The organism is Bradyrhizobium arachidis, assembly GCF_024758505.1.
In the GTDB taxonomy this organism is placed as follows: domain Bacteria; phylum Pseudomonadota; class Alphaproteobacteria; order Rhizobiales; family Xanthobacteraceae; genus Bradyrhizobium; species Bradyrhizobium manausense_C.
Window position 1 is genome coordinate 6,945,554 of the sequence record NZ_CP077970.1, and the last position, 23,590, is coordinate 6,969,143.

General features: G+C 59.6%; 32 protein-coding genes and 2 pseudogenes. 10 read left to right on the forward strand and 24 right to left on the reverse strand.

Annotated features, from left to right (window positions below; all coding sequences use genetic code 11):
* The first annotated feature begins 16 nt into the window (after positions 1–16).
* On the forward strand, positions 17–817 hold the full coding sequence (locus tag KUF59_RS32190) for a GNAT family N-acetyltransferase (RefSeq protein ID WP_212462833.1): 801 nt from the start codon (positions 17–19) through the stop codon (positions 815–817).
* Positions 818–1,213: 396 nt separating this feature from the next.
* On the opposite strand, the gene KUF59_RS32195 is transcribed toward KUF59_RS32190, so the two are convergent.
* The 4 genes from KUF59_RS32195 to KUF59_RS32210 form a co-directional block, all read right to left on the reverse strand.
* Positions 1,214–1,390 carry a hypothetical protein gene (locus KUF59_RS32195; protein WP_212462832.1) on the reverse strand — a complete coding sequence of 59 codons (177 nt, stop codon included), beginning with the start codon at positions 1,388–1,390 and terminating at the stop codon, positions 1,214–1,216.
* A gap of 420 nt (positions 1,391–1,810) precedes the next feature.
* Positions 1,811–2,731 carry a plasmid partitioning protein RepB C-terminal domain-containing protein gene (locus tag KUF59_RS32200; RefSeq protein ID WP_212462831.1) on the reverse strand — a complete coding sequence of 307 codons (921 nt, stop codon included), beginning with the start codon at positions 2,729–2,731 and terminating at the stop codon, positions 1,811–1,813.
* Positions 2,728–3,639: a plasmid partitioning protein RepB C-terminal domain-containing protein gene (locus KUF59_RS32205; protein ID WP_212462830.1), complete on the reverse strand. Its 912-nt coding sequence runs from the start codon at positions 3,637–3,639 to the stop codon at positions 2,728–2,730. Before KUF59_RS32205 ends, KUF59_RS32200 begins: the two co-directional genes overlap by 4 nt.
* Positions 3,636–5,207, reverse strand: coding sequence for a recombinase family protein (locus tag KUF59_RS32210; protein WP_309500881.1), 1,572 nt, complete (start codon positions 5,205–5,207; stop codon positions 3,636–3,638). Before KUF59_RS32210 ends, KUF59_RS32205 begins: the two co-directional genes overlap by 4 nt.
* Positions 5,208–5,293: 86 nt before the next feature.
* Here KUF59_RS32210 and KUF59_RS32215 point away from each other — a divergent pair, with 86 nt between their 5' ends.
* Positions 5,294–5,713, forward strand: coding sequence for a hypothetical protein (locus KUF59_RS32215; RefSeq protein ID WP_258767424.1), 420 nt, complete (start codon positions 5,294–5,296; stop codon positions 5,711–5,713).
* 288 nt (positions 5,714–6,001) lie between these two features.
* On the opposite strand, the gene groL is transcribed toward KUF59_RS32215, so the two are convergent.
* The 3 genes from groL to KUF59_RS32230 all read right to left on the reverse strand — a co-directional run bounded on the left by groL (position 6,002) and on the right by KUF59_RS32230 (position 8,877).
* Positions 6,002–7,645, reverse strand: coding sequence for a chaperonin GroEL (gene groL / locus KUF59_RS32220; RefSeq protein WP_258767425.1), 1,644 nt, complete (start codon positions 7,643–7,645; stop codon positions 6,002–6,004).
* A gap of 99 nt (positions 7,646–7,744) precedes the next feature.
* Positions 7,745–8,059 carry a co-chaperone GroES gene (locus tag KUF59_RS32225; RefSeq protein ID WP_008139213.1) on the reverse strand — a complete coding sequence of 105 codons (315 nt, stop codon included), beginning with the start codon at positions 8,057–8,059 and terminating at the stop codon, positions 7,745–7,747.
* A gap of 623 nt (positions 8,060–8,682) precedes the next feature.
* Positions 8,683–8,877: a DUF2924 domain-containing protein gene (locus KUF59_RS32230; protein WP_249141235.1), complete on the reverse strand. Its 195-nt coding sequence runs from the start codon at positions 8,875–8,877 to the stop codon at positions 8,683–8,685.
* A 755-nt stretch (positions 8,878–9,632) separates the two neighbouring features.
* Here KUF59_RS32230 and KUF59_RS44120 point away from each other — a divergent pair.
* Positions 9,633–9,708, forward strand: a pseudogene (locus KUF59_RS44120) (NUDIX hydrolase); the annotation flags it as partial.
* A 165-nt stretch (positions 9,709–9,873) separates the two neighbouring features.
* On the opposite strand, the gene KUF59_RS32235 reads toward KUF59_RS44120, so the two are convergent.
* From KUF59_RS32235 to KUF59_RS32245, 3 genes are all read right to left on the reverse strand, one after another.
* On the reverse strand, positions 9,874–10,224 hold the full coding sequence (locus KUF59_RS32235) for a hypothetical protein (protein ID WP_212462873.1): 351 nt from the start codon (positions 10,222–10,224) through the stop codon (positions 9,874–9,876).
* 82 nt (positions 10,225–10,306) lie between these two features.
* Complete coding sequence (locus tag KUF59_RS32240; protein ID WP_212462874.1) at positions 10,307–10,798, reverse strand: Hsp20/alpha crystallin family protein; 492 nt, start codon at positions 10,796–10,798, stop codon at positions 10,307–10,309.
* An 83-nt stretch (positions 10,799–10,881) separates the two neighbouring features.
* Positions 10,882–11,343 carry an Hsp20 family protein gene (locus tag KUF59_RS32245; RefSeq protein WP_212462875.1) on the reverse strand — a complete coding sequence of 154 codons (462 nt, stop codon included), beginning with the start codon at positions 11,341–11,343 and terminating at the stop codon, positions 10,882–10,884.
* 329 nt (positions 11,344–11,672) lie between these two features.
* On the opposite strand from KUF59_RS32245, the gene KUF59_RS32250 reads away from it, so the two are divergent.
* Positions 11,673–11,897, forward strand: a complete 225-nt coding sequence (locus tag KUF59_RS32250; RefSeq protein ID WP_212462876.1) for a hypothetical protein — start codon at positions 11,673–11,675, stop codon at positions 11,895–11,897.
* Complete coding sequence (locus KUF59_RS32255) at positions 11,894–12,073, forward strand: hypothetical protein (protein WP_212462877.1); 180 nt, start codon at positions 11,894–11,896, stop codon at positions 12,071–12,073. Before KUF59_RS32250 ends, KUF59_RS32255 begins: the two co-directional genes overlap by 4 nt.
* Positions 12,074–12,462: 389 nt before the next feature.
* Here the strand turns inward: KUF59_RS32255 and KUF59_RS32260 are convergent, their stop codons facing one another.
* The 6 genes and pseudogenes from KUF59_RS32260 to KUF59_RS32285 all read right to left on the reverse strand — a co-directional run bounded on the left by KUF59_RS32260 (position 12,463) and on the right by KUF59_RS32285 (position 16,506).
* Positions 12,463–13,161 carry a hypothetical protein gene (locus tag KUF59_RS32260; protein ID WP_212462878.1) on the reverse strand — a complete coding sequence of 233 codons (699 nt, stop codon included), beginning with the start codon at positions 13,159–13,161 and terminating at the stop codon, positions 12,463–12,465.
* Complete coding sequence (locus KUF59_RS32265) at positions 13,158–13,574, reverse strand: phage holin family protein (RefSeq protein ID WP_212462879.1); 417 nt, start codon at positions 13,572–13,574, stop codon at positions 13,158–13,160. Before KUF59_RS32265 ends, KUF59_RS32260 begins: the two co-directional genes overlap by 4 nt.
* Positions 13,575–13,612: 38 nt before the next feature.
* On the reverse strand, positions 13,613–14,242 hold the full coding sequence (locus KUF59_RS32270; RefSeq protein ID WP_212462880.1) for a hypothetical protein: 630 nt from the start codon (positions 14,240–14,242) through the stop codon (positions 13,613–13,615).
* Between the two features lie 7 nt (positions 14,243–14,249).
* Positions 14,250–15,242 (reverse strand): DUF3618 domain-containing protein, encoded by a 993-nt coding sequence (locus KUF59_RS32275; protein ID WP_258767426.1) that lies wholly within the window; start codon positions 15,240–15,242, stop codon positions 14,250–14,252.
* Between the two features lie 761 nt (positions 15,243–16,003).
* Positions 16,004–16,244: pseudogene (locus tag KUF59_RS32280) on the reverse strand (PilZ domain-containing protein).
* A gap of 70 nt (positions 16,245–16,314) precedes the next feature.
* Entirely contained in the window at positions 16,315–16,506 is a 192-nt protein-coding gene (locus tag KUF59_RS32285; protein ID WP_212462891.1) for a hypothetical protein, read from the reverse strand.
* 192 nt (positions 16,507–16,698) lie between these two features.
* Here KUF59_RS32285 and KUF59_RS32290 point away from each other — a divergent pair, with 192 nt between their 5' ends.
* Positions 16,699–17,001 carry a plasmid stabilization protein gene (locus tag KUF59_RS32290; RefSeq protein ID WP_212462882.1) on the forward strand — a complete coding sequence of 101 codons (303 nt, stop codon included), beginning with the start codon at positions 16,699–16,701 and terminating at the stop codon, positions 16,999–17,001.
* 19 nt (positions 17,002–17,020) lie between these two features.
* Entirely contained in the window at positions 17,021–17,182 is a 162-nt protein-coding gene (locus tag KUF59_RS32295) for a DUF2934 domain-containing protein (RefSeq protein WP_212462883.1), read from the forward strand.
* Positions 17,183–17,283: 101 nt separating this feature from the next.
* On the opposite strand, the gene KUF59_RS32300 is transcribed toward KUF59_RS32295, so the two are convergent.
* Both KUF59_RS32300 and KUF59_RS32305 read right to left on the reverse strand, forming a co-directional pair.
* Positions 17,284–17,889 carry a cysteine hydrolase family protein gene (locus KUF59_RS32300; protein ID WP_212462884.1) on the reverse strand — a complete coding sequence of 202 codons (606 nt, stop codon included), beginning with the start codon at positions 17,887–17,889 and terminating at the stop codon, positions 17,284–17,286.
* Between the two features lie 7 nt (positions 17,890–17,896).
* The gene (locus KUF59_RS32305; RefSeq protein ID WP_309500882.1) at positions 17,897–18,595 is read right to left on the reverse strand and encodes a phosphatase PAP2 family protein; all 699 of its coding nucleotides are present in this window, start codon (positions 18,593–18,595) and stop codon (positions 17,897–17,899) included.
* 84 nt (positions 18,596–18,679) lie between these two features.
* On the opposite strand from KUF59_RS32305, the gene KUF59_RS32310 reads away from it, so the two are divergent.
* Entirely contained in the window at positions 18,680–19,060 is a 381-nt protein-coding gene (locus tag KUF59_RS32310) for a hypothetical protein (protein WP_212462885.1), read from the forward strand.
* A 4-nt stretch (positions 19,061–19,064) separates the two neighbouring features.
* A complete protein-coding gene (locus KUF59_RS32315) occupies positions 19,065–19,565 on the forward strand; it encodes a DUF3147 family protein (protein WP_212462886.1) in 501 nt (166 codons plus the stop codon).
* Between the two features lie 661 nt (positions 19,566–20,226).
* On the opposite strand, the gene KUF59_RS32325 is transcribed toward KUF59_RS32315, so the two are convergent.
* The 5 genes from KUF59_RS32325 to KUF59_RS32345 all read right to left on the reverse strand — a co-directional run bounded on the left by KUF59_RS32325 (position 20,227) and on the right by KUF59_RS32345 (position 22,362).
* Complete coding sequence (locus KUF59_RS32325; protein ID WP_212462887.1) at positions 20,227–20,397, reverse strand: hypothetical protein; 171 nt, start codon at positions 20,395–20,397, stop codon at positions 20,227–20,229.
* A 128-nt stretch (positions 20,398–20,525) separates the two neighbouring features.
* A complete protein-coding gene (locus tag KUF59_RS32330) occupies positions 20,526–21,158 on the reverse strand; it encodes a class I SAM-dependent methyltransferase (RefSeq protein ID WP_212462888.1) in 633 nt (210 codons plus the stop codon).
* A 179-nt stretch (positions 21,159–21,337) separates the two neighbouring features.
* A complete protein-coding gene (locus KUF59_RS32335; RefSeq protein WP_212462890.1) occupies positions 21,338–21,751 on the reverse strand; it encodes a hypothetical protein in 414 nt (137 codons plus the stop codon).
* Between the two features lie 16 nt (positions 21,752–21,767).
* On the reverse strand, positions 21,768–21,968 hold the full coding sequence (locus tag KUF59_RS32340) for a hypothetical protein (RefSeq protein ID WP_212458679.1): 201 nt from the start codon (positions 21,966–21,968) through the stop codon (positions 21,768–21,770).
* Between the two features lie 202 nt (positions 21,969–22,170).
* Positions 22,171–22,362 carry a hypothetical protein gene (locus tag KUF59_RS32345; protein ID WP_212458680.1) on the reverse strand — a complete coding sequence of 64 codons (192 nt, stop codon included), beginning with the start codon at positions 22,360–22,362 and terminating at the stop codon, positions 22,171–22,173.
* Positions 22,363–22,641: 279 nt separating this feature from the next.
* Between KUF59_RS32345 and KUF59_RS32350 the strand changes: the two genes are divergently transcribed.
* The gene (locus tag KUF59_RS32350) at positions 22,642–22,998 is read left to right on the forward strand and encodes a PRC-barrel domain-containing protein (RefSeq protein WP_212458681.1); all 357 of its coding nucleotides are present in this window, start codon (positions 22,642–22,644) and stop codon (positions 22,996–22,998) included.
* 335 nt (positions 22,999–23,333) lie between these two features.
* On the opposite strand, the gene KUF59_RS32355 is transcribed toward KUF59_RS32350, so the two are convergent.
* Positions 23,334–23,552 carry a hypothetical protein gene (locus KUF59_RS32355; RefSeq protein WP_258767427.1) on the reverse strand — a complete coding sequence of 73 codons (219 nt, stop codon included), beginning with the start codon at positions 23,550–23,552 and terminating at the stop codon, positions 23,334–23,336.
* Positions 23,553–23,590 lie beyond the last annotated feature (38 nt).

Sequence of the window (23,590 nt, forward strand, 5' to 3'; positions counted from 1 at the left end):
CGTTACCGGACGTTGGATGACAGATCCCTCGCTGGCTTTTGGCGCATGGATGGGAGATCGGTTGATCGGATCGAGCCTGGGAACTAGCTGGGGAAGCTTGGGAATATTCGGCCCGATCTCCACACACCCCGACACCTGGAATCACGGGACCGCCAGACTTCTCATCCCGCCGGTGCTCGAACGGTTGAATGCATTGGGAGCTCGGCATCTAGCCTTCTTCACGTTTGCCGAGAGTACAAAACACATTGCCTTGTATCAGAGGTTTGGCTTCTGGCCGCGGTTTCTCACCGCGATCATGACCCGCTTGGTCGAAGCCAATGAGATAATGCCAGAAACGACTCGCTATTCGACCGTTGCCGGCGCAGGTCAAGCACATTGGCTTGACGCATGCCGAGCTTTAACGACTGAGGTGCGCGACGGATTGGATCTCTCAGCGGAAATACGCACTGCTCACGCGCATGGACACGGCGACAGCGTCTTTCTTACGGATGGATCACGAATGGAGGCGGTGGCATTGTGCGAGTATGGACCGAAGAGCCCCGCAGGGGCCGGTTCATGTTTGATCAGGTTCGGAGCGGTTCGCCCCAGCTCGGAGAGTGAAACGCGCTTCAGTCAATTGGTCACTGCCTGCGGAGCACTGGCAGTAGACGAAGGGCTTAAGCAGGTGGTGGCATGTGTAAATGCCAGCCGGCCCAAAACATATCGACATCTCCTGTCAATGGGCTTCCGTGCCCAACGCAATGGCGTAACTATGCATCGCCCGAATGAGGACGCATACCATCAAACAGCCTCGTACATCCTTGATGATATGCGATAGTCCGCGCTATGGCGTCCGACAAAGCGACTTTTGATCTGTCGCAGCACTGTTACAACCCCCTACCTTGACGTGAAGTATCGGGAGCACCTCGCAGACGGCTTGCTTCGCGCGGGCGTAACCAACTTGCGGCAATAGGCATTGGTGGAATGGCTGGTCGAACCCCGCAACAGCTCTCTGCCACGCGAAGCAGTGGCTCTGAACCGTTTGCTCTGGCAAGGGACTCCATCGGTAGGCCGAAGTCGCCTAAGGGTCAAAAGGTGCCCTATTCGACGTGTCCGGCCTTGGAACAAAGCGAATCTGGTGCAACGTGCGTAAGCCGCCTGTGCACCCACCGTTAGCCGGCAGTCGGCCATTGGCCTGCTTCTTCCATAACTTTACATACGCGAATGCCGCCCATCAAAAATGCTTGGCAGCAAGAAGCCCCAGTAGAACCGTGCCCGAGACCGCGGATATTGCGACCATGTTAATCAAGTTTTGCGCGGCCACCGATAACGTCGGTGCGGCGAAGGCTGGCGGCGAGTTTCCTTTTGATTTCTTGCGTTTTGAACTTTGTGGCGTTGTCTTTGCAGACATTGCATTCCCCGAGATGGTGGGTCAGACCGCATTGCAGCCTGACCCGGACGCTTCCCTGTCGGGAGTTTGTCCCCGATCTGCAGCCCCCATTGCATGCTGGCGGACGAGAAAGCTTAAGGGGCCTGGTAAACCAAAGCTGACCAGAGTTGATGGTCTATGAATTCGCGATGTCCATCGCGCGGGAAGCCGCGCCAGGCCTCTGCAGTTGACGATATAACCTGGACTGCTCGCGGCAGCTTGCCACCGTGCGCCGGTACCGCACGCTGACACGCCACCTCATCTATCCGGCCAGTGAAAACTCGACCGGCCTGATGGGCTCCAGACGGGTTCGCCGCCATCCCCATCGCCGCAATTGATCCGCCCCAGCGTGCGGCTTCTCCTGCGGTCCCCGCGCTTTATGGGTCCGGGTCCCCTCGCTCGTTATGCCGCCTCGCTTGGGAGCGTCGACGTCATTTCGGCGATCTTCTGAAACTCGATAAACAGCTCGGGCTGGTACTGCTCGAGGTAACGCGCCACGCGGTCGTTGGTGATCAGCTTGCGGAGATAGCCCTTCACGACCGTGAGGTGGAGGTGATCCTGGCCGTATGAGTCTTGGATCGAAGATATCGCTTCCTGCAATCGTGAGAGTTCGCGTTCCATGCGGGCAATAGCTTCGGCCGTCATGCCCTTCAACCGTTTGGGCGTCTGTGGCGTCACCAACTGGGCCTGGGGAGTGCCGGCCAATATGGCTGCCGCATAACTCACAGAAAAATTGTTGGCATTGATGAGGAGTTCGGCGGCCTCGATCTGACGCAGGGGGCTCATCTTGCGAAGAACATCGAAGACAGCCAGAGGACATATCCTGTCCTTTAATAGGCCGACGACCTCCTCGCATATTCCATCAAGCAGCTGCGCTTTACGCGCTATGCTGCGAACATTGATGTCCAGAGCCCGAGCAATCTTATCCTTAGGGACGTTGCGCTCGATCGCTTTGGCGATCATTCTCTGCTCCTGGATCGGAGACAGGCGGCTAATGCGCTTGTTGTAAGTAAACGCTTCGTCGTCGGTCGAGACCAGGCATTCAACCTCACTCTCCCCGAGGTCGCGAAGCACTTCGATCCGCAAATGGCCGTCAAGCAACAGGTAGGAACCGGGATCTCTTGTGTCCTGAATGACGACGGGCGGTTCGACTAGCCCCATTTCGCGAATAGAGGCTGCAATCTGGCGGTATTTGTGACTAGATTTCGCAGTTTTCTCGATCGACTTGACCGGCAAGATCGAGGCGATTTGCACCACCACGAAATCGGAGCCAAAAGCCTGGGTGATCGTGTTCGGGGCACCGGTATCGACTGGTTTGCTCATGTCGCTAATCCATCGGCGATCCGCTGCTCCAGAAACGCAGGCATGGTGTCGAGACGCTCGGCCTTGAGCAGATTTGCAAAGTTCTCATCATCGCGGAGCTCTCGCATAGCTTCGACGATGAACAGTAATCGGCTTTGTGTGACCTCGGCCTTCTTGACGAGCAGCTTTTGGCGGTCCGCCTCTTGGCGATAGACGCGAATGATCGATTCGCCGGTAAGTGGTCGCTTGGCGCCGTCGCGCCGTCCAAACCGGCTGTCATGAATGTGTTTGCCGCTGCGCCGTCGTTGCTCGATAATCCTGCGCACTGCGACCAGCTTCTTTCCGCGTAATTTCTTTTCCGTGTACGCCTGCGTCAGAGCTTGCTGAACATCCTCATCGCTCGATTTTGCAATCTCGATCGCCATATTCAGGGGAAGAATGCCTGCTTCGACAGCCGTGACGAGCCGTTCCTCACCCTTTTCCAGTAGGGTGCCAATCATATGAATGTATTCGACGCTAACGCCGATCTTCGGTCCAATCTCGCGGTCGCTATAGCCGCGGCCGCGGAGCGTGCTGATATCCTGCAACAGGTCGATAGCTCGATGCTGACGCCTGGCGCAATTTTCAACCAGGCTCATAACTAGGCAATCGCTTTCCTCGGCCTCGATGACTATGGCCGGAATCTCTGTCTGACCGAGCTGAATGAACGCTTCGATCCGGCCCTGGCCACACACAAGATCATAGCTTGCTGCGTCCGCATCGCTCTTTCGTGGGCTAACCGTGACCGGACGCTTGAGCCCGACATTGGCGATGCTCTGCACGATCTCCTGAAAATTGCGACGATTGCGGACTCTCGGATTTAGAAAGCGAATCTGGTCAATCGGGATGGACTTTACATGTTTCGGTCCTCTCGACTTGGATTTACTCATACCGCCTCCAAAAATGACGTTTGGGCTGCCATCGAATAGAGAAAGTCGAGCGATTCGAATCGGTAAGCGTCCAGCGAAAGTACGTTGTCTTCCGCCATCCGAATCCGGCCCGTATTCATGTCGATACTTGGAAGAATGTAGTAGTCGAGAGGCTGTTCGTTCGAGCGATCCAGGCGAACGGCAATCGTGACGTCCGGCGCAAGACCCGTGTCAAACCGAATTTGCCATCGAAGCGCACCGGTCCGGGTCTCGAAAGACCGCGCGAGCACGATCGATGCGGTAAATTCATGATTGACCAGAAGGAGATGAGTTATGGGGTCACAGGCGACGGATCCGCCCGCGTTTTCGAGGCCCGCTACAATTTCGGCTAGTAGTCCAGGGAAGGACTCGCGTATGTGCCGGTTGATTTCGATGAATTTGTAGTCACGGTCGGGCGTGTAGCCTATAAGGCTGTAAGCTCTCAAAAGGCTGCCGAAGCGGTGCCGGTATAGACTTGATGAGGGCATACCATCCCGCTCGTCGATAATGAGGCCTGACAGGGAGCCCTCCTCTGCAAGCACGGCTTGAAGAAGAGCGAGCAATTCCTCATCGGAATAATGATTGTGACGTTGGTCTATAATAAGTCTGGCTCGCTCAAATAGAGCGCGGTCGACAATTGAGGGAAAGGCACCATCCGCTCGAACCCAGGTGTCGCGCTGATTGACTACGCGTCGTTGCTTCAACTTGTAAGAAACGCGATTGAAGATGTTGTTGCCGATATATTTCTCGTTCGTCAGAATCTGATGGATTGATGCCCGAGTCCATGGACGACCAAGGTCGCTCATGATGCCCCGCTGGTTTAACGCGAGTGCGATTTCGCGCTCCGACTTACCCCCTTCGACGAACATCGAATAGATGCTGTGAACGTGCTCGATTTCGTCGGGCGGGCCAGGAGTAAGGACGACGCGGTCGGTTTGGAGGCTCTTTCGATCGCCGCGGCCGAGTTCACCCTTGGGATTTCGACCCTCATCGATTAAGAGGCGTCGCAAGCCAAATCCAGCCGGACCGCCCTGGCGAAAGCCGTGTTCGATGAGACGGCATTGGCCGGCAAAGACCTTGACCGATAGCTCGCGGCTGTATTCACCAGCCATGACCCGTTTGACGTTCTTGAGGAGGATCGAACCGATACTGCCGTCATTGTCAAACTGTTCGCCGCAATAATGAACACGTATCCCTGCCCGAGAGCAAATGTGCTCGTGGTATGCACCTTCGTCCGCATCCTGAAATCGTCCCCAGCGGCTGACGTCGTAGACTAAGATGGCTTGAAAGCCGGCCGTGCCGGATTGCACTTCCAGCATGAGAGATTGCAATCCGTCACGACCGTCTATTCTTAAACCGCTACGACCAGAATCTTCAAAGACACGCACAATCGTGAAGCCCCGTTGCTCGGCATAGCGACGTATCGTGTGGAGTTGATTTTCGGTGGAGTATTTCTGTAGATCTGTCGACATCCGGACATAGGCAGCGGCTAGAGAAGGACCTTCTCTTCGATTTTGGCCCTTGCCGATGCTTTTGATGCGCCCTGTCAATCAGCACCCGATTCCAACGCGATTCTGTCGGCCTCTCCCAAGGCATTCATGGATTACCGCCTGATCGTACGGGATAGGAGGGTGGAATGTCGTTTCCAAAAAAGGGTAAGTCCTTTCCAGAAGGCGGTAAGTCCTTTCCAAAAAAGAGCGGAGACGGCAGTTCGGATTTCGGCGTTGACGATCATGCGTTCGCGATGAAAATTGCATCGGCATTGACGTCGGAGCTTAGGGATCGCAACTCGCGTGCAAAGTTGGTGGCGGGTTGGACGGGTGCGAATGAGCGTACGGTCAAAAATTGGATTTTAGGACGATATGCACCCTGCGGCAGACACCTCGTGGTTTTGGCTCAGCATTCAGACCAGGTGCTAAAGGCCATTCTGTCCATGGCGGATCGGCAGGATCTCCTTTTAGCTCCTAAGGTGGAGGACCTGAGGCGAAAGGTATTCGAATTGGCGGCTATCATCGGCGAGCCGAGCCGCTCATCGACTAGATCTCATATACTCTGAATTTCGTCCGTCCGTCCGTCGACGGTCGAGCCGGTAGCTTAGCCGGAACGGTAGTTAACTCCTATTGATCTCGCCTAAAGGCTGCGCCTTGATATCGACAAGGCCGCTTGGTGGCTCGCCGCGAGACTCAGCGGTCGACACGACAACATGTCCGAATTGCGCGCCTTCCGCGCTGACGGGAGATAGTCCTCGGTGCGCCAGTGTTGGACTCCGGCTGACCGCCAGGAAATCAGCAGAGGCTCGGCATCGCTGCCGAGCCTTCTTATTGTTGATCTCTGAACATCGGACTTAGAAGTCCATACCACCCATGCCGCCTCCGCCCGGAGGCACGCCGCCCGCACCGGTGTTCTTCTTCGGCACTTCGGCCACCATGGCTTCGGTGGTGATCAGGAGCGCCGCGACGGACGCCGCGTTCTGGATCGCCACACGAACTACCTTGGTCGGATCGATGATGCCCTTGGAGACCAGGTTGACGTATTCGCCAGTCTGGGAGTCGAAGCCGTAGGCGTACTGATCCTTTTCGAGGATCTTGCCGACGATGACCGAGCCGTCCTCGCCCGCGTTGATTGCGATCTGGCGGGCCGGGTAAGACAACGCCTTGCGCACGATCTCGACGCCGGTCTTCTGGTCGTCATTTTTGGTGCGAATGCCCTTGAGGTGCTCGGAGGCACGCAGCAGTGCAACGCCGCCGCCCGGCAAAATGCCTTCCTCGACGGCCGCGCGGGTCGCATGCATCGCGTCATCAACGCGATCCTTGCGCTCCTTCACCTCGACCTCGGTCGCGCCGCCGACGCGGATCACCGCGACGCCGCCCGCGAGCTTGGCGAGACGCTCCTGGAGCTTCTCACGGTCGTAGTCCGAGGTGGTCTCCTCAATCTGCGCCTTCATCTGCGCCACGCGAGCCTCGATGTCGGCCTTCTTGCCGGCGCCGCTGACGATCGTGGTGTTCTCCTTGTCAATCATCACCTTCTTGGCGCGACCGAGCATGTTGAGCGTGACGTTCTCGAGCTTGATGCCGAGATCTTCGGAGATGCACTGACCACCCGTCAGGATCGCGATGTCCTGCAGCATGGCCTTACGGCGATCACCGAAGCCGGGAGCCTTCACCGCCGCGACCTTCAGGCCGCCGCGCAGACGGTTGACGACGAGCGTGGCAAGCGCTTCGCCTTCGACGTCTTCGGCGATAATCAAAAGCGGCTTGCCGCTCTGCACCACGGCTTCTAACAAGGGAAGCAATTCATTCAACTGAGATAGCTTTTTCTCATTGATGAGGACGTAGGCGTCGTCCATCTCAACGCGCATCTTGTCGGCGTTGGTGACGAAGTAGGGCGAGATATAGCCGCGGTCGAACTGCATGCCCTCGACAACTTCCAGCTCGGTCTCGAGCGACTTGGCTTCCTCGACGGTGATGACACCCTCGTTGCCGACCTTCTTCATGGCGTCGGAGATGAACTTGCCGATCTCCGCGTCGCCGTTGGCCGAAATCGTGCCGACCTGGGCGATCTCGTCGTTTGAGGTGACCTTCTTGGAGTTCTTGACGAGGTCGGCGACCACGGCTTCCACAGCCATGTCGATACCGCGCTTCAGATCCATCGGGTTCATGCCGGCGGCAACCGCCTTGGCGCCTTCGCGGACGATCGCGGCGGCGAGCACGGTCGCGGTGGTGGTGCCGTCACCGGCCGCATCTGCGGACTTGGAGGCGACTTCGCGCACCATCTGCGCGCCCATGTTCTCGAACTTGTCGTCGAGCTCGATCTCCTTGGCGACGGTGACGCCGTCCTTGGTGATGCGGGGAGCGCCGAACGACTTGTCGAGCACGACGTTGCGGCCCTTCGGGCCGAGCGTCACTTTCACCGCATTGTGGAGGATGTCGACACCGCGCAGCATGCGGTCGCGCGCATCGACGCCGAATTTGACTTCTTTGGCTGACATAATGGGTTTCCCTGAGTACTTGGTTCTGTCTCACCCTTGCTCACCTTTGGCGAGGCGCCCGGCAGGCGCTCCTCAGGGGTGAGCGGTGCGGGCGTTGGATTAGGCGGCTTTCTTCTTGGAAGCGGGGACGTCGAGCACGCCCATGATGTCGCTTTCCTTCATGATCAGCAGGTCGACGTTGTCGATCTTGACTTCGGTGCCGGACCACTTGCCGAACAGCACACGGTCACCGACCTTCAGATCGATCGGGATCAGCTTGCCGGCTTCGTCGCGGCCACCGGGGCCGACGGCGACGACTTCGCCCTGGGAGGGCTTTTCCTTGGCAGTGTCGGGAATGATGATGCCGCCAGCGGTCTTCTCTTCTGCGTCGATGCGCTTGACCACGACGCGGTCGTGAAGCGGACGGAATTTCATGCAGTCCTCCTATTTTCTAGTCGCTTTTATCTTGGATGAAATAGCAGTCGAAGCTAGCGAGTGCTAACCGCTCCGGAAATAAGCCGGCCTGCCCGGCATACAAGACAAAGCCGCGAAGGATTTTGAAAAACTTCTGCATTCGAGGATGCTCGCGCTCGTCACTCAGCGCGAACGTTCTTTGACGGTTTGCGCTTCTGGTCGGTGTTAGCCAGCAAGGAGCGCTGCTTTCTCAAAGCGCCCCGTCGTAATTGATCAGCAGCGACCGAACTGAGGGCTTTCGGGTTGGACCGCCGCTTGCCGGGGCTCAGAACCTCAGTGATCGGCTGAACGGCCCAAGGACGCACCGGCTGGACGTCCATAGGATCTGCTGTGGAGGGCCTTTTTGTCATTACGACAAAACGAGGAATCGGCATCCCCGGTTCCCCATGGGCCTTACTTAGCCTCGATTAGGGTGACGGTTTCGCCAAAATCGAATTAACATATTGGTTTCACTTGGCTTTTCCGTGCATGTGAGCCTCGGCTGATACGGGCCTCCGGAGAAGGTTCGAACCCGGTTTCTCTCCCTCCGCTATGGCCCGAACTTCCGAACGGACTGCCAGCGCGCTTTGGTCTGTTACGGAGGGTCATTTGCCGGGCTGCGACCTCTTAAGGCCAAAGAAGACCCAGCCATTCCATTTCGTGCCGGTGATCTCAGAGGCCACCGAGGAAAGGGATTTGTACGGCCGGCCCAGATACTCGAAGTCGTCATGCCGGACGGTGACACAGTGCTCTACACGCCTGACCGTCTGAGTACGCTCCGCCGCAAAAAGGCGAGCCAAATCAGCAGCAAAAGGGTGCTTTGGATATCGCGGGGAGGAGGTTCGAAAATCGAGATGGCGGAGGGAGAGAACCCGGGGTCAAACCTTCTCCGCCCGAAACGGGTCATATGGCCGATTCCAGGTATTCCACCACTCCCTCGGGGCGTCAAAAAAGCCCGCCGCGGGCGGGCCTTTGATGAAGGCGAAGCTAACCTACTTCTGGTCTTCGTTGCTGGTGCCGGTGCCCGGACTGCCGATCGGCAAGCCATTGGCGGAGTGGCCGACGCCAGCATTCCGGTCCGCCTGGGCGGCAGCGGGCGACTTGCCATTCTGCGTTGGAGGCTGAACGTTTGAATTGACGTTAGCGCCGGTCGTGGTGCTGCTCTGCGTGGAGGACGGGGCAGCTGCTGTGCCGCTCGACGAAGTCCCGTTCGGTGTCGGCGGCTGAACATTCGGATTTGTCGGAGAGAGGTTGGTATGAGCACCCGTGGAGCTGCCGTGCGTGCCCATGCCGGACGGTGCCGACGAGCCGCCAGTTGCGCTGCTGGACGAGGTCCCGGTGCCCGCTCCGGAGCTGGCCGCTGCGCCAGCGCCGCTTCCTGCACCACCACCCCCGCCCTGGGCGAACGAAGGTGCGGACATTGCAATGCATGCTAGTGCCACGAGTAAGGGCTTGCGGATCATGGGGTTTCTCCCTGGTTTTGAAGGCAATTCATCGCGCCGGGGGAAGTTCCTGCCGCTTTCGGTTCACGCTTTCAGGAGAGGGGAATGTATCCGGCCGCCTGAGGATCGGCGACAAGAAGGAGATCGACAAAGCGGTCTGGTGTAAGCCGCGAGGTATCAGGCTAAGAGGGCCTGGGAAAAGCAGAAGGAAAAGCTCGAGGCCGCGCTGCGCCGACGCGGGATTAGCGTCAGCGTGCCAATCGCCCGGCACGCACCTCGCTTGCTGGCGGCCCCCCATCAGGACGAGGAAGGGGACGGTCCATGCCGCCGCGACGTTGCCCAGGAGCACCATCGTCAGAACGGCCTGCGAGGACATCCTGGCGCCTTCCGGAGCGCGGCGGCCCAAGGCCGCCGCAACCGCATCGGTATCCCGCCGCCCGGAGGTGGATCGTCGTCCTCGCCATCGAGCTTGCGCAACGCGGCCAGGATGTCAGCGAGCCGGATGGTGCGGCCCATGCCGGGGATGTCGCGCAGCGCGGGACAGGATTCGACGGCGAACATGTCGGATGCCCATGACGACAGGATGATCCGCTTTTCCGATACCGAGAGCTCGTTGTCGTTCAGGACGTCCTCTGGGGACGCATAGTGCGCGGCCGGGTGGAAGATGGGATTGAGATTGCCGGTGTTCGTATTGGCATTGGTCATCGATTGCCTCCCTTTACGCTCCTTTCCTCGGGACGGATTTCGGTGGGGTCGGGCGGCGGAGACCGCCGCCCGTGATGGTCTCCTACTGCGTGTTGATTGCGATACGCTTGACGCCCGCTCGCGGGTTCACGGACTTCGGGAGCGAGATCGACAGGACGCCGTTTTTGAATGAGGCCTCGGCCTTGTCCTCCTCGACGTCCTGAAGCGCGATCTGCCGCTGGAACGAGCCGTAGTGGCGCTCGGTAAAGTATCTGCCTTCGTCCTTGCGCTCGCTCTTCTTCTCGCCGCGGATGGTCAGCACCCCGTTTGCGATTTCGATCTGGACGTCCTTTTCCGTCATGCCGGGGAGCTCGGCCGAGATCGTCAGCGCCTCGTCGGTCTCGCTGAGCTCGATCTTGGGCCAGCCGAAGTGCCCTTCCATGAGCGGCGACAGGCCCGTCCCGCCGAAGCCGCGGAAGACATCGTCGAACAGTCGGTTCATTTCGCGATGAAGCGTCATGAACGGATCGTGGGTGCCGCGCGCGGGCGCGAGTTCCTGGTTTCTCGACCAGGGAATTAGATCACGAACTGCCATGGTGGTTCTCCTTTTTTGCCTGCGACACGGAGCGCGGCTGCGCTTGTGCGCGCCGCGTTCCTTCGTCGGACCTCGACCAGACGTCAGGCCGCCTTCTGCTGCTCGATCTGAGAGGCGGGAGAGGCGCCGCTTCCGATCTGGATGCGGCGCGGCTTCATGGCTTCCGGCACCTCGCGGACGAGATCGATGATCAGCAGTCCGTCGCGGAAAGCCGCCTCCTTCACTTGGACGTAGTCGGCCAGGTTGAACACGCGGCGGAACGGACGCGCGGCGATGCCTTGGTACAGGTACTCGCCGCTCGCCTTCTCGGGCTTCCTGCCCTCGATGGTGAGGGCGTTCTGCTCGGCCGTCACAGTGATGTCGTCGGCGCCGAAGCCGGCGACAGCGAGCGAGATCCGGTAGTGGTCTTCGCCGGAGCGTTCAATGTTGTACGGGGGATAGTGGTCTTCACTCGCCTGGCGCAGCGTGCTGTCGACGAGGTCGGCGAGGTGGTCGAAGCCGATGGTGGAGCGCCACAGGGGCGCGAAGTCAAAGGTGGTCCTCATAGCCAAGTCCTCCAAAGAGCAAGATGGATACAAGGAGCGCAAGGCAGGGTCAGAGCGGGTCTGAAACCCGGCCCGGCGCCCGCGCCGGACCCGTGAAAGCGCCCGGCACACCGCTCTCGCGGCGAAAAATAAATTAGAAAAACGAGAAGTGGTTTCAAGAGGTCGGCCAAAAAAAATTGCAGCGTGGTGGCACCGAGCCTTCCCTAAGGGCCGGAGGCAATGAGGGCCTTGACAGCCACTCGCCGCCGGATATTTTTGCATCGGGAATTTGTCTTTCCCGATTTTCTTAACACCGAAAAGGACTGTGAAGACCGTCAGGAGTGACGACGATGCTCGACGAAGATCTGGCCCGCATTCGTGCGCACCGCAACAACATCGACCGCTATCGACGGCTGCTTCGGACGAGGCTGTCGGAACTGGAACGTCAATTTATCGAAAGACGCCTCGCCGAGGAGCAGACCGCGCTGGATGCCCTGGTCGCCGACACCTTCCCCGTCGCTTTCACGCTACCGAAAGGCCAGTCGGATTCCGCAACGATAGGGGCCGAGCGATGAGCGACGTCCGCGACCTCCTCATCCGCTGCAGCGAAAAGGTCATCGGACACTATCGCCTGCTGCTGGTGGGCGCCAAAACCGAGAGCGAACGCCAGCTTTACCAAAGCCGGATCGAGCGGGAGCAGCGGCTACTGGGCGAACTCCAAGGCAGCTTGCCGGACCGGTTCGCGGCGTAAGTGAGATCATCTTTGTGCGGGTGTCGGACGGCGTTCCGCTCTCGTTCGAGGCCTAATGCTGACGGCCACTTAATGCGATCGAGCGACAAGAGCGCTCGCATTTTCGATCGCGTGACGCTACGATAAGTCTGTACTTAAGCGCCAATAGCCGAGAGACGACGTGGATGGGCCGATGAAATCCAGAACTCGTTCGTCCGCCGCTGTTCATCGGTTCTCGCTATCCCCTGTAAGGTTGGCTGATGGTGCTGCTCCCATCGTGGTCGGGCAGCCACATCGCCACTAGCTGCATTCGACGAGGCATCGTGGAGGCCTCGGGCTCTGCGTCACGATACCCGGCTTTCCGCCATGAGCGTGGACTGACGGCACAGCACCAGAAAGCCACTCGAATGTTATGGAGCCCGAGTTGCCTGGCGAGCCGCATCCATGGCGTCGAGACCAGCTTGCTTTGCGCGATCCAAGGCCTCCTCGCCTAGATCACCTAGTTCGGCCTTTAGAGTGTCCGAGGCCTCACGTAGACTCTGGGTAACGGCCTCAGTTCGCGTTCCGAGATCCGCCTTTACCTGATCGCTGAATTGCCCCATCAGGTCGTCTTCGAGATGCGACCTGCGAAATACACCCGCAACGGCCGCGCCTATCGCCAAACCGACGACGCCAATCAAAAGAGGTTGCCGTTCTAACGCGTCGGCGAGCGACGACTGCGCCTTCTCGAAGGATTGCTTCCCAGGGAGAGCGTCCCGTGCAGATGAGATACCCTCGTCGAGCCGTTCTTTCGCCTTGCCAGCCGCCTCTGACATCGCGTCGGACGCTCGCGTGCCCGCCCTCCGAACGGCCGCTCCCACGTCGAAAGACACTTCATCCTCGTTCATGTCGGGAGCCGTTGGAGGCGAGCGCTCAAATATGGTTCCGGCCGATTGCACGGCATCTACGACTGGGGTCGCTGCGGCCGTCGCTGATCTTGCCGCTCTTTTGACACCCTCGTTGCCGGCCAGCAGCCAAAGAGCACCACCGCCGACCAGTATCGCGGCCAGCGGATTTTCCTTTGCGGATTCCATCAGACTGTCGACAAAGCCAGTCTTCGTGTTGCTCATCGCACCATTCCCTTCACAGTATCCCTGTCTTTTTCGAATTGTCGTATGGTCTCATGTGGGGCTAGCTTCCGTGCGTCGAGCCGATTGATACCAATCGCAAACAACAGGCCGGCGATGACGGCCGCTAAGATGGCGGACGTCAGGTGCGAGACGGGCTGCGACCAGCCGGCCGACACCAACGTGGACGATAGGGCGAGGAGCAACATCACGAGCGCGGGGACGACCAGAATAGCTCCACCCGCGATCAGCCCGAATGCGACGCCCATGATCTGCGCCTTCTCGCTCAACTCGGCCTTGGCGAGATCGATCTCGTTCTGAAGCAACTTGGAGAATTGCGACAGTGCGTCACCGAAGAGCTTCGATGAGGACCGAAGGTCCTGTTGAGTGGTCTTTATATCGTCCTGGATGCTCATGTCGGCTCGCTGCATTTATTGAGAAGGCCTGCCTGGTTTCACTCCGTGAAACTTGGCGATGCTTCGGTCGATTGCCGCTCTCGAGATGCTGATGGCCCGCCGGCCCCAGCCTCCGTCTCGCCTGACCCGTGCTCGCCTGTCCTTCGTTTGGAGGATGAAGCGCCGCCCTCGGTCGCTCTTAAGAATCGAACTGCCGCGAAGCCGGCTAGAACAGAAAGCCCGAGAAACGCCGCAGGTTGCCGCTTCGCGAAATCTGTCGCGTTATCGACGAGGTCGCGGAAGTTGCCGTCGCGGATTTTCTCCCCCGCCCCTTGGACGTAATCGGCGGCCGAATTGATGCCTTTGGTTGCGAAGGGTGCGTCGATTTCAAAAGCACGCGCGGCCTCTCTGATGTCATCCGAGAAGCGCTGAATGAAGTCCGCACCGGAGTATTGTTTCTGTTGAGCTTGGTCCTGAACTTGGTCTAGAGCGCCGGATGCTACACCCTTTGCGGCATCCGCAGCTTCTTTGGCCTTGTCCCGCGCTGTATCGACCGAGGCTCGTAGTGCCTCTTCGGCGCGATGCCTCATTTCAGCTCCAGCCCCGCCAACCTGGCTCTTGAGCTTTTCCGCAAGAGAGGCGTCTTGATCTTGGGACGGATGCTTTTCAGATGGATTCAGATCGCTCATCACAGCCTCACTTCTGGTCTTTCGTCGGATTGAATGCTGCCGCCACGATGTCGTCGGCAGCCTCTTTCAGCCTGTCGGCGAGCCCTTCAGTCATTCGGCTGGCGTGCTTGCCGAGATCCGCGCCGCTTACGCTCTTGGCCGCGGCGTCGGCTGCGGAAATGACAGCTTCCTTGGCGGTTTCAACGCCTGTCTCCGTCGCCTCACTGGCCGCTTCCCTCACGCGATCACTCGCTTGTCCCATGACCTTGGATTCGGCCCGCGTGGCTGGCAGAGCCGCGGCCAAGACCGCTCCGATTGCGATGCCCAGCCCTCCAATCAGAGCAGCGTTGTCACTAACAACCTGCTTGGCCTTGCGTGTCGCCTGTTCGCTGGCCCCCGCTGCGGATTCCCTCGCGGTCGTGGCTGCTTCGGCTATCTTGTCCTGAGCAGAATCAGCGCCGCCTGAGAGCTTGCCCGTTACGGTGTCGAACGCTTGCTGGGCTTTTCCCTTGAGAGCGCCGGCAGCATCCCGCGCGGCGCTCGTCGCCTCAGCGGTCCTGCTTTCAACCGAAGACAGGACGTCACTTGCTTGGTCCCGCAAGCCCCGCGCGCGCTCCGCCACGCCTTCCAGCGAGGCATCTGCGTTTTCTCTGATGGGAGACGTCGCATCCTGGATGCCGGTTCGAACCGTTCTTGACGTCAGTGCAAGGCCTGCACCGATCATAAGAAGTGGTAGGGGGGCACCACGCATCAGCCGCATCAAAGGGACCGCCACGGCGGCGCCCGCGGCTACTGCCTGCAGAGGATTCTCCAGTACTCGTTCCTTGAGGGAATCGATCCAACTTTGGGTCTTATGGCTGACGTATTCCGAGACCTCCGACTTGATATGTTCAGGTGATACCTTGTGACGGATGTCCTCGGCGGTACCCGCTAATTGTTCTCTGAGCTGGTCGACCGTCGCCGCCAGCTGCGCGCGGCTGCGCTCTGACTCGCGCCTCAGCTCCTCCACAGATTGTGTCATCGTTTCCTCTTGGACATTCTTATGATGTTTCGAGGCGAACCCACGGCGAATTGAATGGTTCCTACCCTCGATGGAGCCGCGCGAGGCAGCTAGTGCGGCCTACCGCCACAGCTCGAACGCGACGCCCATCCGCGCCACGAAATTAAGTACAAAAGTGTACTCTTGGCGCTCGAACGAGAGCGAATGTCGACCTAACAATTGTTGGGGACGGAGTTCAGGCGAAGCAAAGAATTTCGCCGTCCGGGATCGAGGCGCAACCACAACCCAATCTGTGCCGAGGTCTTGGTCTTCATCCTTCGACGGATGTTACGACATGCAATGCGTCGCCGCATCAAACACAAAGACATTTCACGAGTGCCTTGTTGAAGAAGCCCAGTGCTTCAAAGACGCCGCAGCGAAGCGACCGTCAGGCACAGCTAGAGAGCTGCTCGTTCGAAGAGCTCAACAAGCTGAATGCGCTTCGAGGATGATGACTGGCTAGGGGTGCCTGCTCGGCGTTCGAGAGAGCGAGTGCATCGGAAGTCGTAGGTCTCCACAGGAACGTTCCTAGATCATTCGGTTTACTTGTCGTAATGCGACGACGCCGTCAAACGCAGCGGGCGCACCGTTGCGAGCGCTTCGGCAAACAGGATGGTGCAGAACTCTGAGTGTAAGCGAGCCTAACTCTGCACAAGCAGAAACTGACATCGACCTTCGCCCGGATTCGCAGATGGAAAATTATGGAAGAATTCGGCCAATGGCCGAGTTGCTGCCAATCCACCTCAGACGAGCTTCTCGGGACTCTCCGACGATCTCTTGCGCTTGTCGCGCTGGCGCAAGAAGCTAACCCCCACCTCGTTGCCATTGACCACCTCGAGCTGGCAGCGACGGTAGGCAAGCCCCGCGGACGACAGCAGCAAGAAGAACTCGTTCAAGGCAAGCCCCTGAATGGAGTCCTCAACCGAGATCCGATACGGCTTTGACCACACAGGCCCGACGCCATGTGCCATCGATCGCCATCATATGCGCCGGGATGGCATGCTCAAAGACAACGCTCGGCGTTGCCTGGGGTTGTCCGCTCGCATGTCAGCGCTCAGGCGTCCAAACCTGCAATGCGTTGACCGGTCGGCGCTTGGCGCTTCGGAGGTGACGACCCCAGCCCGGCGATTTTGCGCTCATACGTCTTTGCAAGGTCGAGAAGCCGACGCTTGATAAATGGATCAGCAGCGGCGGCCAACGTGCGAATAACTTGCAGGCGCCCCTCCAAGAACTGATCATGTGTCATTTCAAGCCCCCTCTTTTGCGCTTTTGCAGAAGACTGCCAGATTTTCCCGAAACTGCAACTAACCTTTGTTAGGCGCGCGCGTCGGTTCCAAACTGGAGCAACGCCCATAGCAGTGCAACCCGCCCCGCCGCTTTGGAACTTCCCGATTGGAACGACGGTTGATTTGATGCAGCTCATTCATGGGAGAACGCAATGCCGCGTGGAGACAAATCCAGCTATACGAGCAAGCAAAAACGTCAGGCCGAGCACATCGAAGAAGGCTACGAGCATCGAGGCATACCCCGCAAGGAAGCCGAACGGCGTGCCTGGGCCACGGTCAACAAGGAGACCCACGGGGGAAAGAAAAGTGGATCGGGGCGCGGTAAGACGGAAGATCATTCGCCCTCCCGTAAAGGCGGCCGTCTCGGCGGAAAGGCTTCTGCCGAGCGTCCCGCGGCAGCCCGCTCGCGATCGGCCAAGAAAGCCGCCCGGACCCGAAAGCGCCGCGCGGCCTGATTTACGAGGGGAAAAGCTTATGCCAGATCTGCCCGAACAAGATGTTCGTAAGCGAGCCCACGAATTATGGGAGGAAGCCGGCAAGCCGCAAGGGCGTGAACAGGAGTTTTGGCTTGAAGCCGAGCGGCAGCTCCGCGAAGCGATGGTTCAACACGAACTCAAAACGCCCGACACGCTCTAACCTCTCGCGAACCCGGGCACTGAAACCTCACCCCGACTCGCGCAAAAGCGCGCTGCGCGGAAGCACGATTTCGGAAGATGTCGGCCAACGGCCGGGCCCGTTCAGGCCTGCGGCCACAGCGCAAGGATGCTCGCGGTCGAGGCGACCTCAATCTGCTGGCTGAAGCGGTCGGTGTAGAGGCTGATAAGCGCATCATGACTCTGGTCCGACTGACTGCACAGCGCATCCTCCGCGAGAATAACACGATACCCAAGATCGACCGCGGCAAGCACAGTCGAGAGGACGCAGACATCGGTCTCCCCACCGCTCACGATCACAGTGTCGACGTGACGTTCCTGCAAAAACCAGTGCAGCCGACCATTGGCAAACGCGCAATAGGTGCCCCGATCAAATACTGAAGCAGGTGGCACAAAGGCGCTGAGATCATCCACAAGCTCCAGATAGATCGGATCAAGCCGATCGCGCGTGACGCACTCCCATTTGCGGTAAAGCGCCTTCCACGCGCCAGGCGCATCGTCAGCAGAACGCGGCGGAATAAACCGGGTAAAAACCGTCCGCTCGCGCGCCTGCAGCACCAAGCATCTAATCTGTGGGAGCACACGCTCCAACCACGGCGTGGCCCAGGGCGCGCCGGGCGCGAACAGGCGCTGCATGTCGATGCAGACGTGCGCGGCGTTCGCACCGACAGGAGTGAGCAAGACGCCCATGATCCCCTCACCGCTTCTTTCCAAAGCCCGTGAGCGGCCGCAACAAGCGCTCAAGGCCGACGCCGACTACGAGCCCGGTCAGCACGTCGCTCGTCCAATGCGCGAGAAGCACGATCCGGGTCGACGCCAGCGCGGCCCCGATGGCCCAGACGATATTGCGCTGCTTGCTCGGAAGCTCGCATGCTGCACTCGCCAGCGCTCCGATATGAATCGCATGGCCGGAAGGAAAGGCGTCCTCTTGATTGCCGGAATAGGGCACGCCCCGCAGATGCCCCGCGACGGTCAGCCGATCCGGCCGTTCCTGGTCGAACTCCGTCTTGAGTGCATGAGGTAGTAGTGAGGCAGCAAGCGTCGTGACGAGAATATGATCGCCGGCGCAGCGCAGCGTTCGATCTTGCCGGCGGGTCCACAACCACCATCCGAGCGCCAAGCCACACAGGACGTGCTCGTCTGCACCCCACGTCGCGATATTGGCCCACGCCTCAATCGTGGGGTTGGCATGGCCGGCGACAAGCCTGGCAATCGCAACATCAGCGCTGGTAGGGCGAACAGAAACCGCCATGGCAACCCGGAAGATCGGTCTACAGACAAATAAAACGCCGCGTTCACGACGGCGTTCCCGCGCGGGACCTCGCTTGCCCCTCAGAAGCTCTGACGCGCTCGTCGGACGGCAGGAGGCTTCGAAAGGCAGACGATCATCTGCCATCTCGCAGCCGCGAACCCTAGGCCTGATAGGAACTGCGATCTCAGCGGCTTGTTGTGTCACACGGCGTCGCGGCGCCATACGCCGATGCGCGCAAAGTCAAAAGTGAAAAACCAACGGAAGCTGTCGGTGGACTATGCTTTTCGCTTCATGATTGGAGGCGCAATCGTATCAATATTCGCCGTGGTTGGCGATATATTGCGGCCTAAGAGCTTCGCCGGCCTCTTTGGTGCCGCCCCCTCGGTCGCGCTCGCCACACTCGCTCTGGGCTTCTGGCGACATGACGCGACCTATGTCAGCGCCGAGTGTGCCTCCATGATGCTTGGAGCAGTGGCACTGTGTGCCTACAGCTTTGTCGTCTGCCAAACACTCATGCGGCTCAAATGGTCCGCCAGCGCTGCAAGCATCTTCGCCCTCGCGTTTTGGGCCGCTGTTGCCTTCGGGAGCGAAAAATTGCTGATCGGATAGCGCTATGATCGTCACAGCTAAGCTAACCGCGCTCGCCCAAGATCGCTGGTACGATTACGTCGTGCGCTATGTACTCGGTGGTTTTGCGACCTTGATTGCGGGCTTGGTCGCTGACGCATTCGGCCCCTCCATTGGAGGACTGATGCTTGCCTTTCCTGCGATCCTTTGTGCGAGCACCACGCTTATCGAAAGGAACGAGCGCAAACGAAAGGAGCGCAAGGGCCTGCCTGGCGGGGAGAGAGGCAGACAAGCCGCAGCTTTGGATGCCGCTGGCGCCGCATTGGGGAGCGTTGCGCTCCTGTGCTTCGCCGCCACGGTCTGGCAACTGGCGCCTCATGGACCGTGGGTTTCGCTTCCTCTTGCCTGTCTGATCTGGCTGCCCGTCGCAATCATGATGTGGTGGCTGCGTCGCCTCACGCGACGCGTGCGGTTTCCGGGCCGCAGCTCAGAGACAAACCTATCGTCAGCGCTGACTGCCCGGCGCCGCCGCCGCCGCCCGTTCTAGAAGGCACCGCGGAATCCTAAGCGAGGCGCCGCTGCGACCAGGGCGATACGCAAGACACATTGACGTAATCAAGCTCAGCGCGATCAGCTCATTGCGGGTGCTTCCACAACGCGTGTTGGCGAGACGCAAATTTGGAACGGCGTGTCGACTGCTCTGTTTATTTTCAATCTGAGGGAGAATTCGTCAATGGAGAACGCTTATGCGGGTTTCAGTTCTTACAGCGCTCGTGATCGCAACGGTCGCCAGCTTTCCCGTGAACGCCCAACAGACCACTGGACAGAACCTACAGACCGAGGCCGACAAGGGCATGAAAACCCAAAACTCGGGAGCGTCCGGCTTCGTCGGAGATCAAGAAAAGCCCGGGGCGGCTGCTCGTCCGCCCGGAGAGCCAAGCTCCACCGCAAGCAACCCCGCAACAGCGCCCAGCGCACATAATTCCGGCGCTGGGATTAGCGGGGCGTCCGGTAACAAGAACGGCCCAGCAGTGCAGAAGGGAACGGTCGGCGCAAGTCAGCATAACCCAACCGTGCAGCAGCAAGACTCATCCAACATCAAGGGGCTTCCGGGGGGCAAGAGCGGTCCTGCCGCAAAGCAACCATCTCGTTGAAGTTGGCCGCGACCCGATTAGCATTCGCCGTCCGCGCATGGCGGACGGCGAGTGCTAAGGACCGCCCGCAACCGATCCGGCGATCACCATAACCAGTTCATCGAGATCAATATTGCCATTGACAATCAACTTCTCGGAGACACGGATCTGCAGGCCTTTCGGATCGACGGAGGCCTGATATTTCAGCTCGTCAATGATCGCCTCCTTGAGCTTCTCTTCCAGCATGAGCTTACCCCAACACGTTAACCGGCCATGGCGCGACACGATTCCGCGCAAGCGCGGCATGCCGCAACTAGCTTGGACACATCTTGAGAACGATCAAAGGTGAGAGCGCGGTCAAGCATCAAAAACCTCTAGGCGCGGACAAATCGAAATTGCTGAGTACCGCGCTCGCGCGGATCAGATCCGCACTCAACGATCCGGTAGCCCTCGTGAGCTGCGACAAAGGCTTGCCTGGAAATGCGGCGCCTGGTGTATTTGACGAGCTTGTCCTTTGCGATTCCCAACGACCCAGGCCCGTTGTCGCTGAGATAGGAGGTCTGGACCTCTGGTTCGGCGTCAGCCTCACCAATCGGCACTCGATACCAAACCATCCTTGCCGGCTGTGCGGCGCACAGGCCCCTGAAGGTCTCGATCGCATTAGGAACGTACTGGATGGCTCCGTTTGAGTGCATCAGATCCACTGCACCGAGCCAATCAGCAGCCTCTTTGAGGCTATCAAAGAACCTCAGTCGATCAGTGGCGAGTTCGCTGGCACGCCGCACCATGGTCGGCGTCTCGACCACCGCCCATCGGACGTCGACCGTTTGCTGTCGCGCCACCTTGTAATGCAGCCCGGCGCCGCCGCCAAAATCCAGGACCGTCTTTGTATCCGCGATGAGTGGCCAATCGCCGGCCGGCTCATAGGCAACCGTTTTGCGAAAGATCGCCTCGACGAGATCGCGGTGCTCATAGCCTTCGATCACCGCGCCCGCGACCGCCTGCATGGCAGGTCATCCCGAACAGCAAAGATGCCGCAGGATATTGCTTCGCGGCGCCGTGCTGAAATGGTGTCCCCGATTTGGGGACACTCCCATGACGTATGTTCAAGAACGAGATCGTGCATTCGCAAGGCTGCACTTCCAAACGACCGTTGCCTTTTTGGCGGAGGTACGCGGCATCGCGTTCAGCACCCGCTCCGCCGGCACGCCGCCCTTGCGCCCCGTTCGCGCGCCTCGCGCCGACGCTCGCGACGTTCGCTCCGCCGCTTCGCCCGCTCGGCAGGCTGCGGCAGCAGAGGCACCGGGGCATCCACTCTCTCGGCCGGCACCGTCTCTATGTCGACTAGGGGGCGCGTTTCCATGAATTCGAGGACGGAGCGTCCCTGGGCGGTGATCTTCCAGCCGCCGTTTTCGCGCTCGACTAGGGTTTGCGAGAAGATGTCGAGGTCCGGCACGCGCGCAGCCAGCCGCTTGGTGCGGTCGGCCCAGTCCCGACCGCTGGTCGCCAGGATGGCCATGTCGCGCTTGAGGTCGGACAGAAAGGCGAAACCGTCGGGACAGGCCACCAGGATCTTCAGTACCGTGACCTGAAAATTCACCCCGCCCCCCGGCCGGTCAGCGCCACATGGTTGGCGCTTGCGAGAGAGCTTGGCGCCCGACCTGCTTGAGCTGCTCCGGTGACGTGTCGCCTCTGGTCGCGGCTTCCAGGATTTTCGAAGCCACGTGGGTACGGGCGCCGGTCTCGGCCTGGGAAACGCTTTCGCAGACTTCGTCCAGGACCGCGCGCAAAATCGCGGTGGTAGCAGGATCGAACATGGGGGACCCCCAGAAGAAAGAACTATCGTAACGCAATCGCTCGGGCGTCGAATTCAACAATGTTAAGAAATCTCTAGGAATCTACATCCCGGCTCGGATTTGGCAATAGACTCAGAATGCGTCGCGCCTAGAACGGCCTCAGGCTGGCCCGCTTGAAACGCCGGCGCGGACCTGGACCTTTCGCACCGCGGCATAGATCGTTTTAGCGCTCTAGTCGAGAAACCGGATGATGGTTCGAGCGGTCGAGAGCGTGCACCAGCTCGTCGCTGTCGAGTACGGCCTGCAGGCGCCGCAAGGTCTGTACAAGATCCAAAGAGCCCAGTCGATCCTCACTGAGAATTCGTCGAGCGTCCACGATCGCGCGATAAAGGACATCCTGGTCGGGGCTATTCATTTTCGGCGCTCCAAACACAAACCAATCCCGCCGGAGGGCGGAACGTTCCCAGGTTCTCCCTGCGATGATCGTCGACTTTCGGCGAAGCGAGAAAACTCGGAAACATTCGCAGCAGGGTGGCTTCGGCATCGAACATTGGAGCGTGGACGGCGGTGTCGGCGAGGAGCTCGCGCCGGTGCGGCAAAATGGATCAGTGGCCGCATGCGCCGGGAAAGCGGAGGAACGAGCACCTGCCGATCTCACTTGTCTTGCATCAATCTTTCGTGGAGGAGAATGACAATGGAAATGGAAAGGCGTGAAACAGGAACGCTGATCGGTAGCGACAAGGTCGAAGGCACCACCGTCTATGGCGCCGACGCCCAAAAGATCGGCTCGATCGAGCGCGTCATGATCGACAAGGTCAGCGGCCAGGTGTCGTACGCGGTTCTCGGCTTCGGCGGCTTCTTGGGCATCGGAGACGATCACTACCCCCTGCCATGGCAGTCGTTGAAGTACGACACGAGCCTTGGCGGGTACCGAACCAATCTCACCGCCGACCGGCTCGAGGGCGCGCCAAAGTACGGCAATGACAACGATTGGAATTGGGACGACCCGGGACGGGCGCGAGCCGTGAACGACTACTATTCCGGGTTCTAACCGATGCCGGCGACCTAGGTCGCAGCGCGCTCACATGCTGTTGCGGTTGCGGGGACCCGGACTCCGAGGCACTTCGGGTCCCCCTTCTAGGCTGCTCGAGCGACCGGCGGCCTCTCAGAGCTTTCCGCCCATCTCCGTACCGCTGGATCTTGGAGCGGATCGATCCCGTCGCAGCATGCGCACAGCGCCCAGCCTCGGCGCGCCACTGCCCGGCCTCGTCGGCGACGCGCTTCATCAGCTTGCCGCAAAGCGGGCATAGCCTGCGGTTCGGTGGAGCCCCAGCGTCATCTGAATTGTCCCTGCCGCCGGCTAATCTAGGCCCACCATCGGCCTTGCTAGACGCCCAGTTCTTTGATCGCCATATCGGAAATTTGCGCGGGATCTTTCACCCCCGTTTGGGCGATCTCGATTATCTTCTTCGCGAGCATCTCGGCTAAGGGGTCCTTGCGGTCGACAATACCGATCCCGCGCAAGGCCAGTTCATAGGCCGTGGTGATGCGATTGATCTCTTCCGGGCCCATCGGCAGGTTTTGTAGCAACCGATAGATTGGCACGGCTCAGCCCTCCGAAACCCAGCGGCTTACCTGATCAC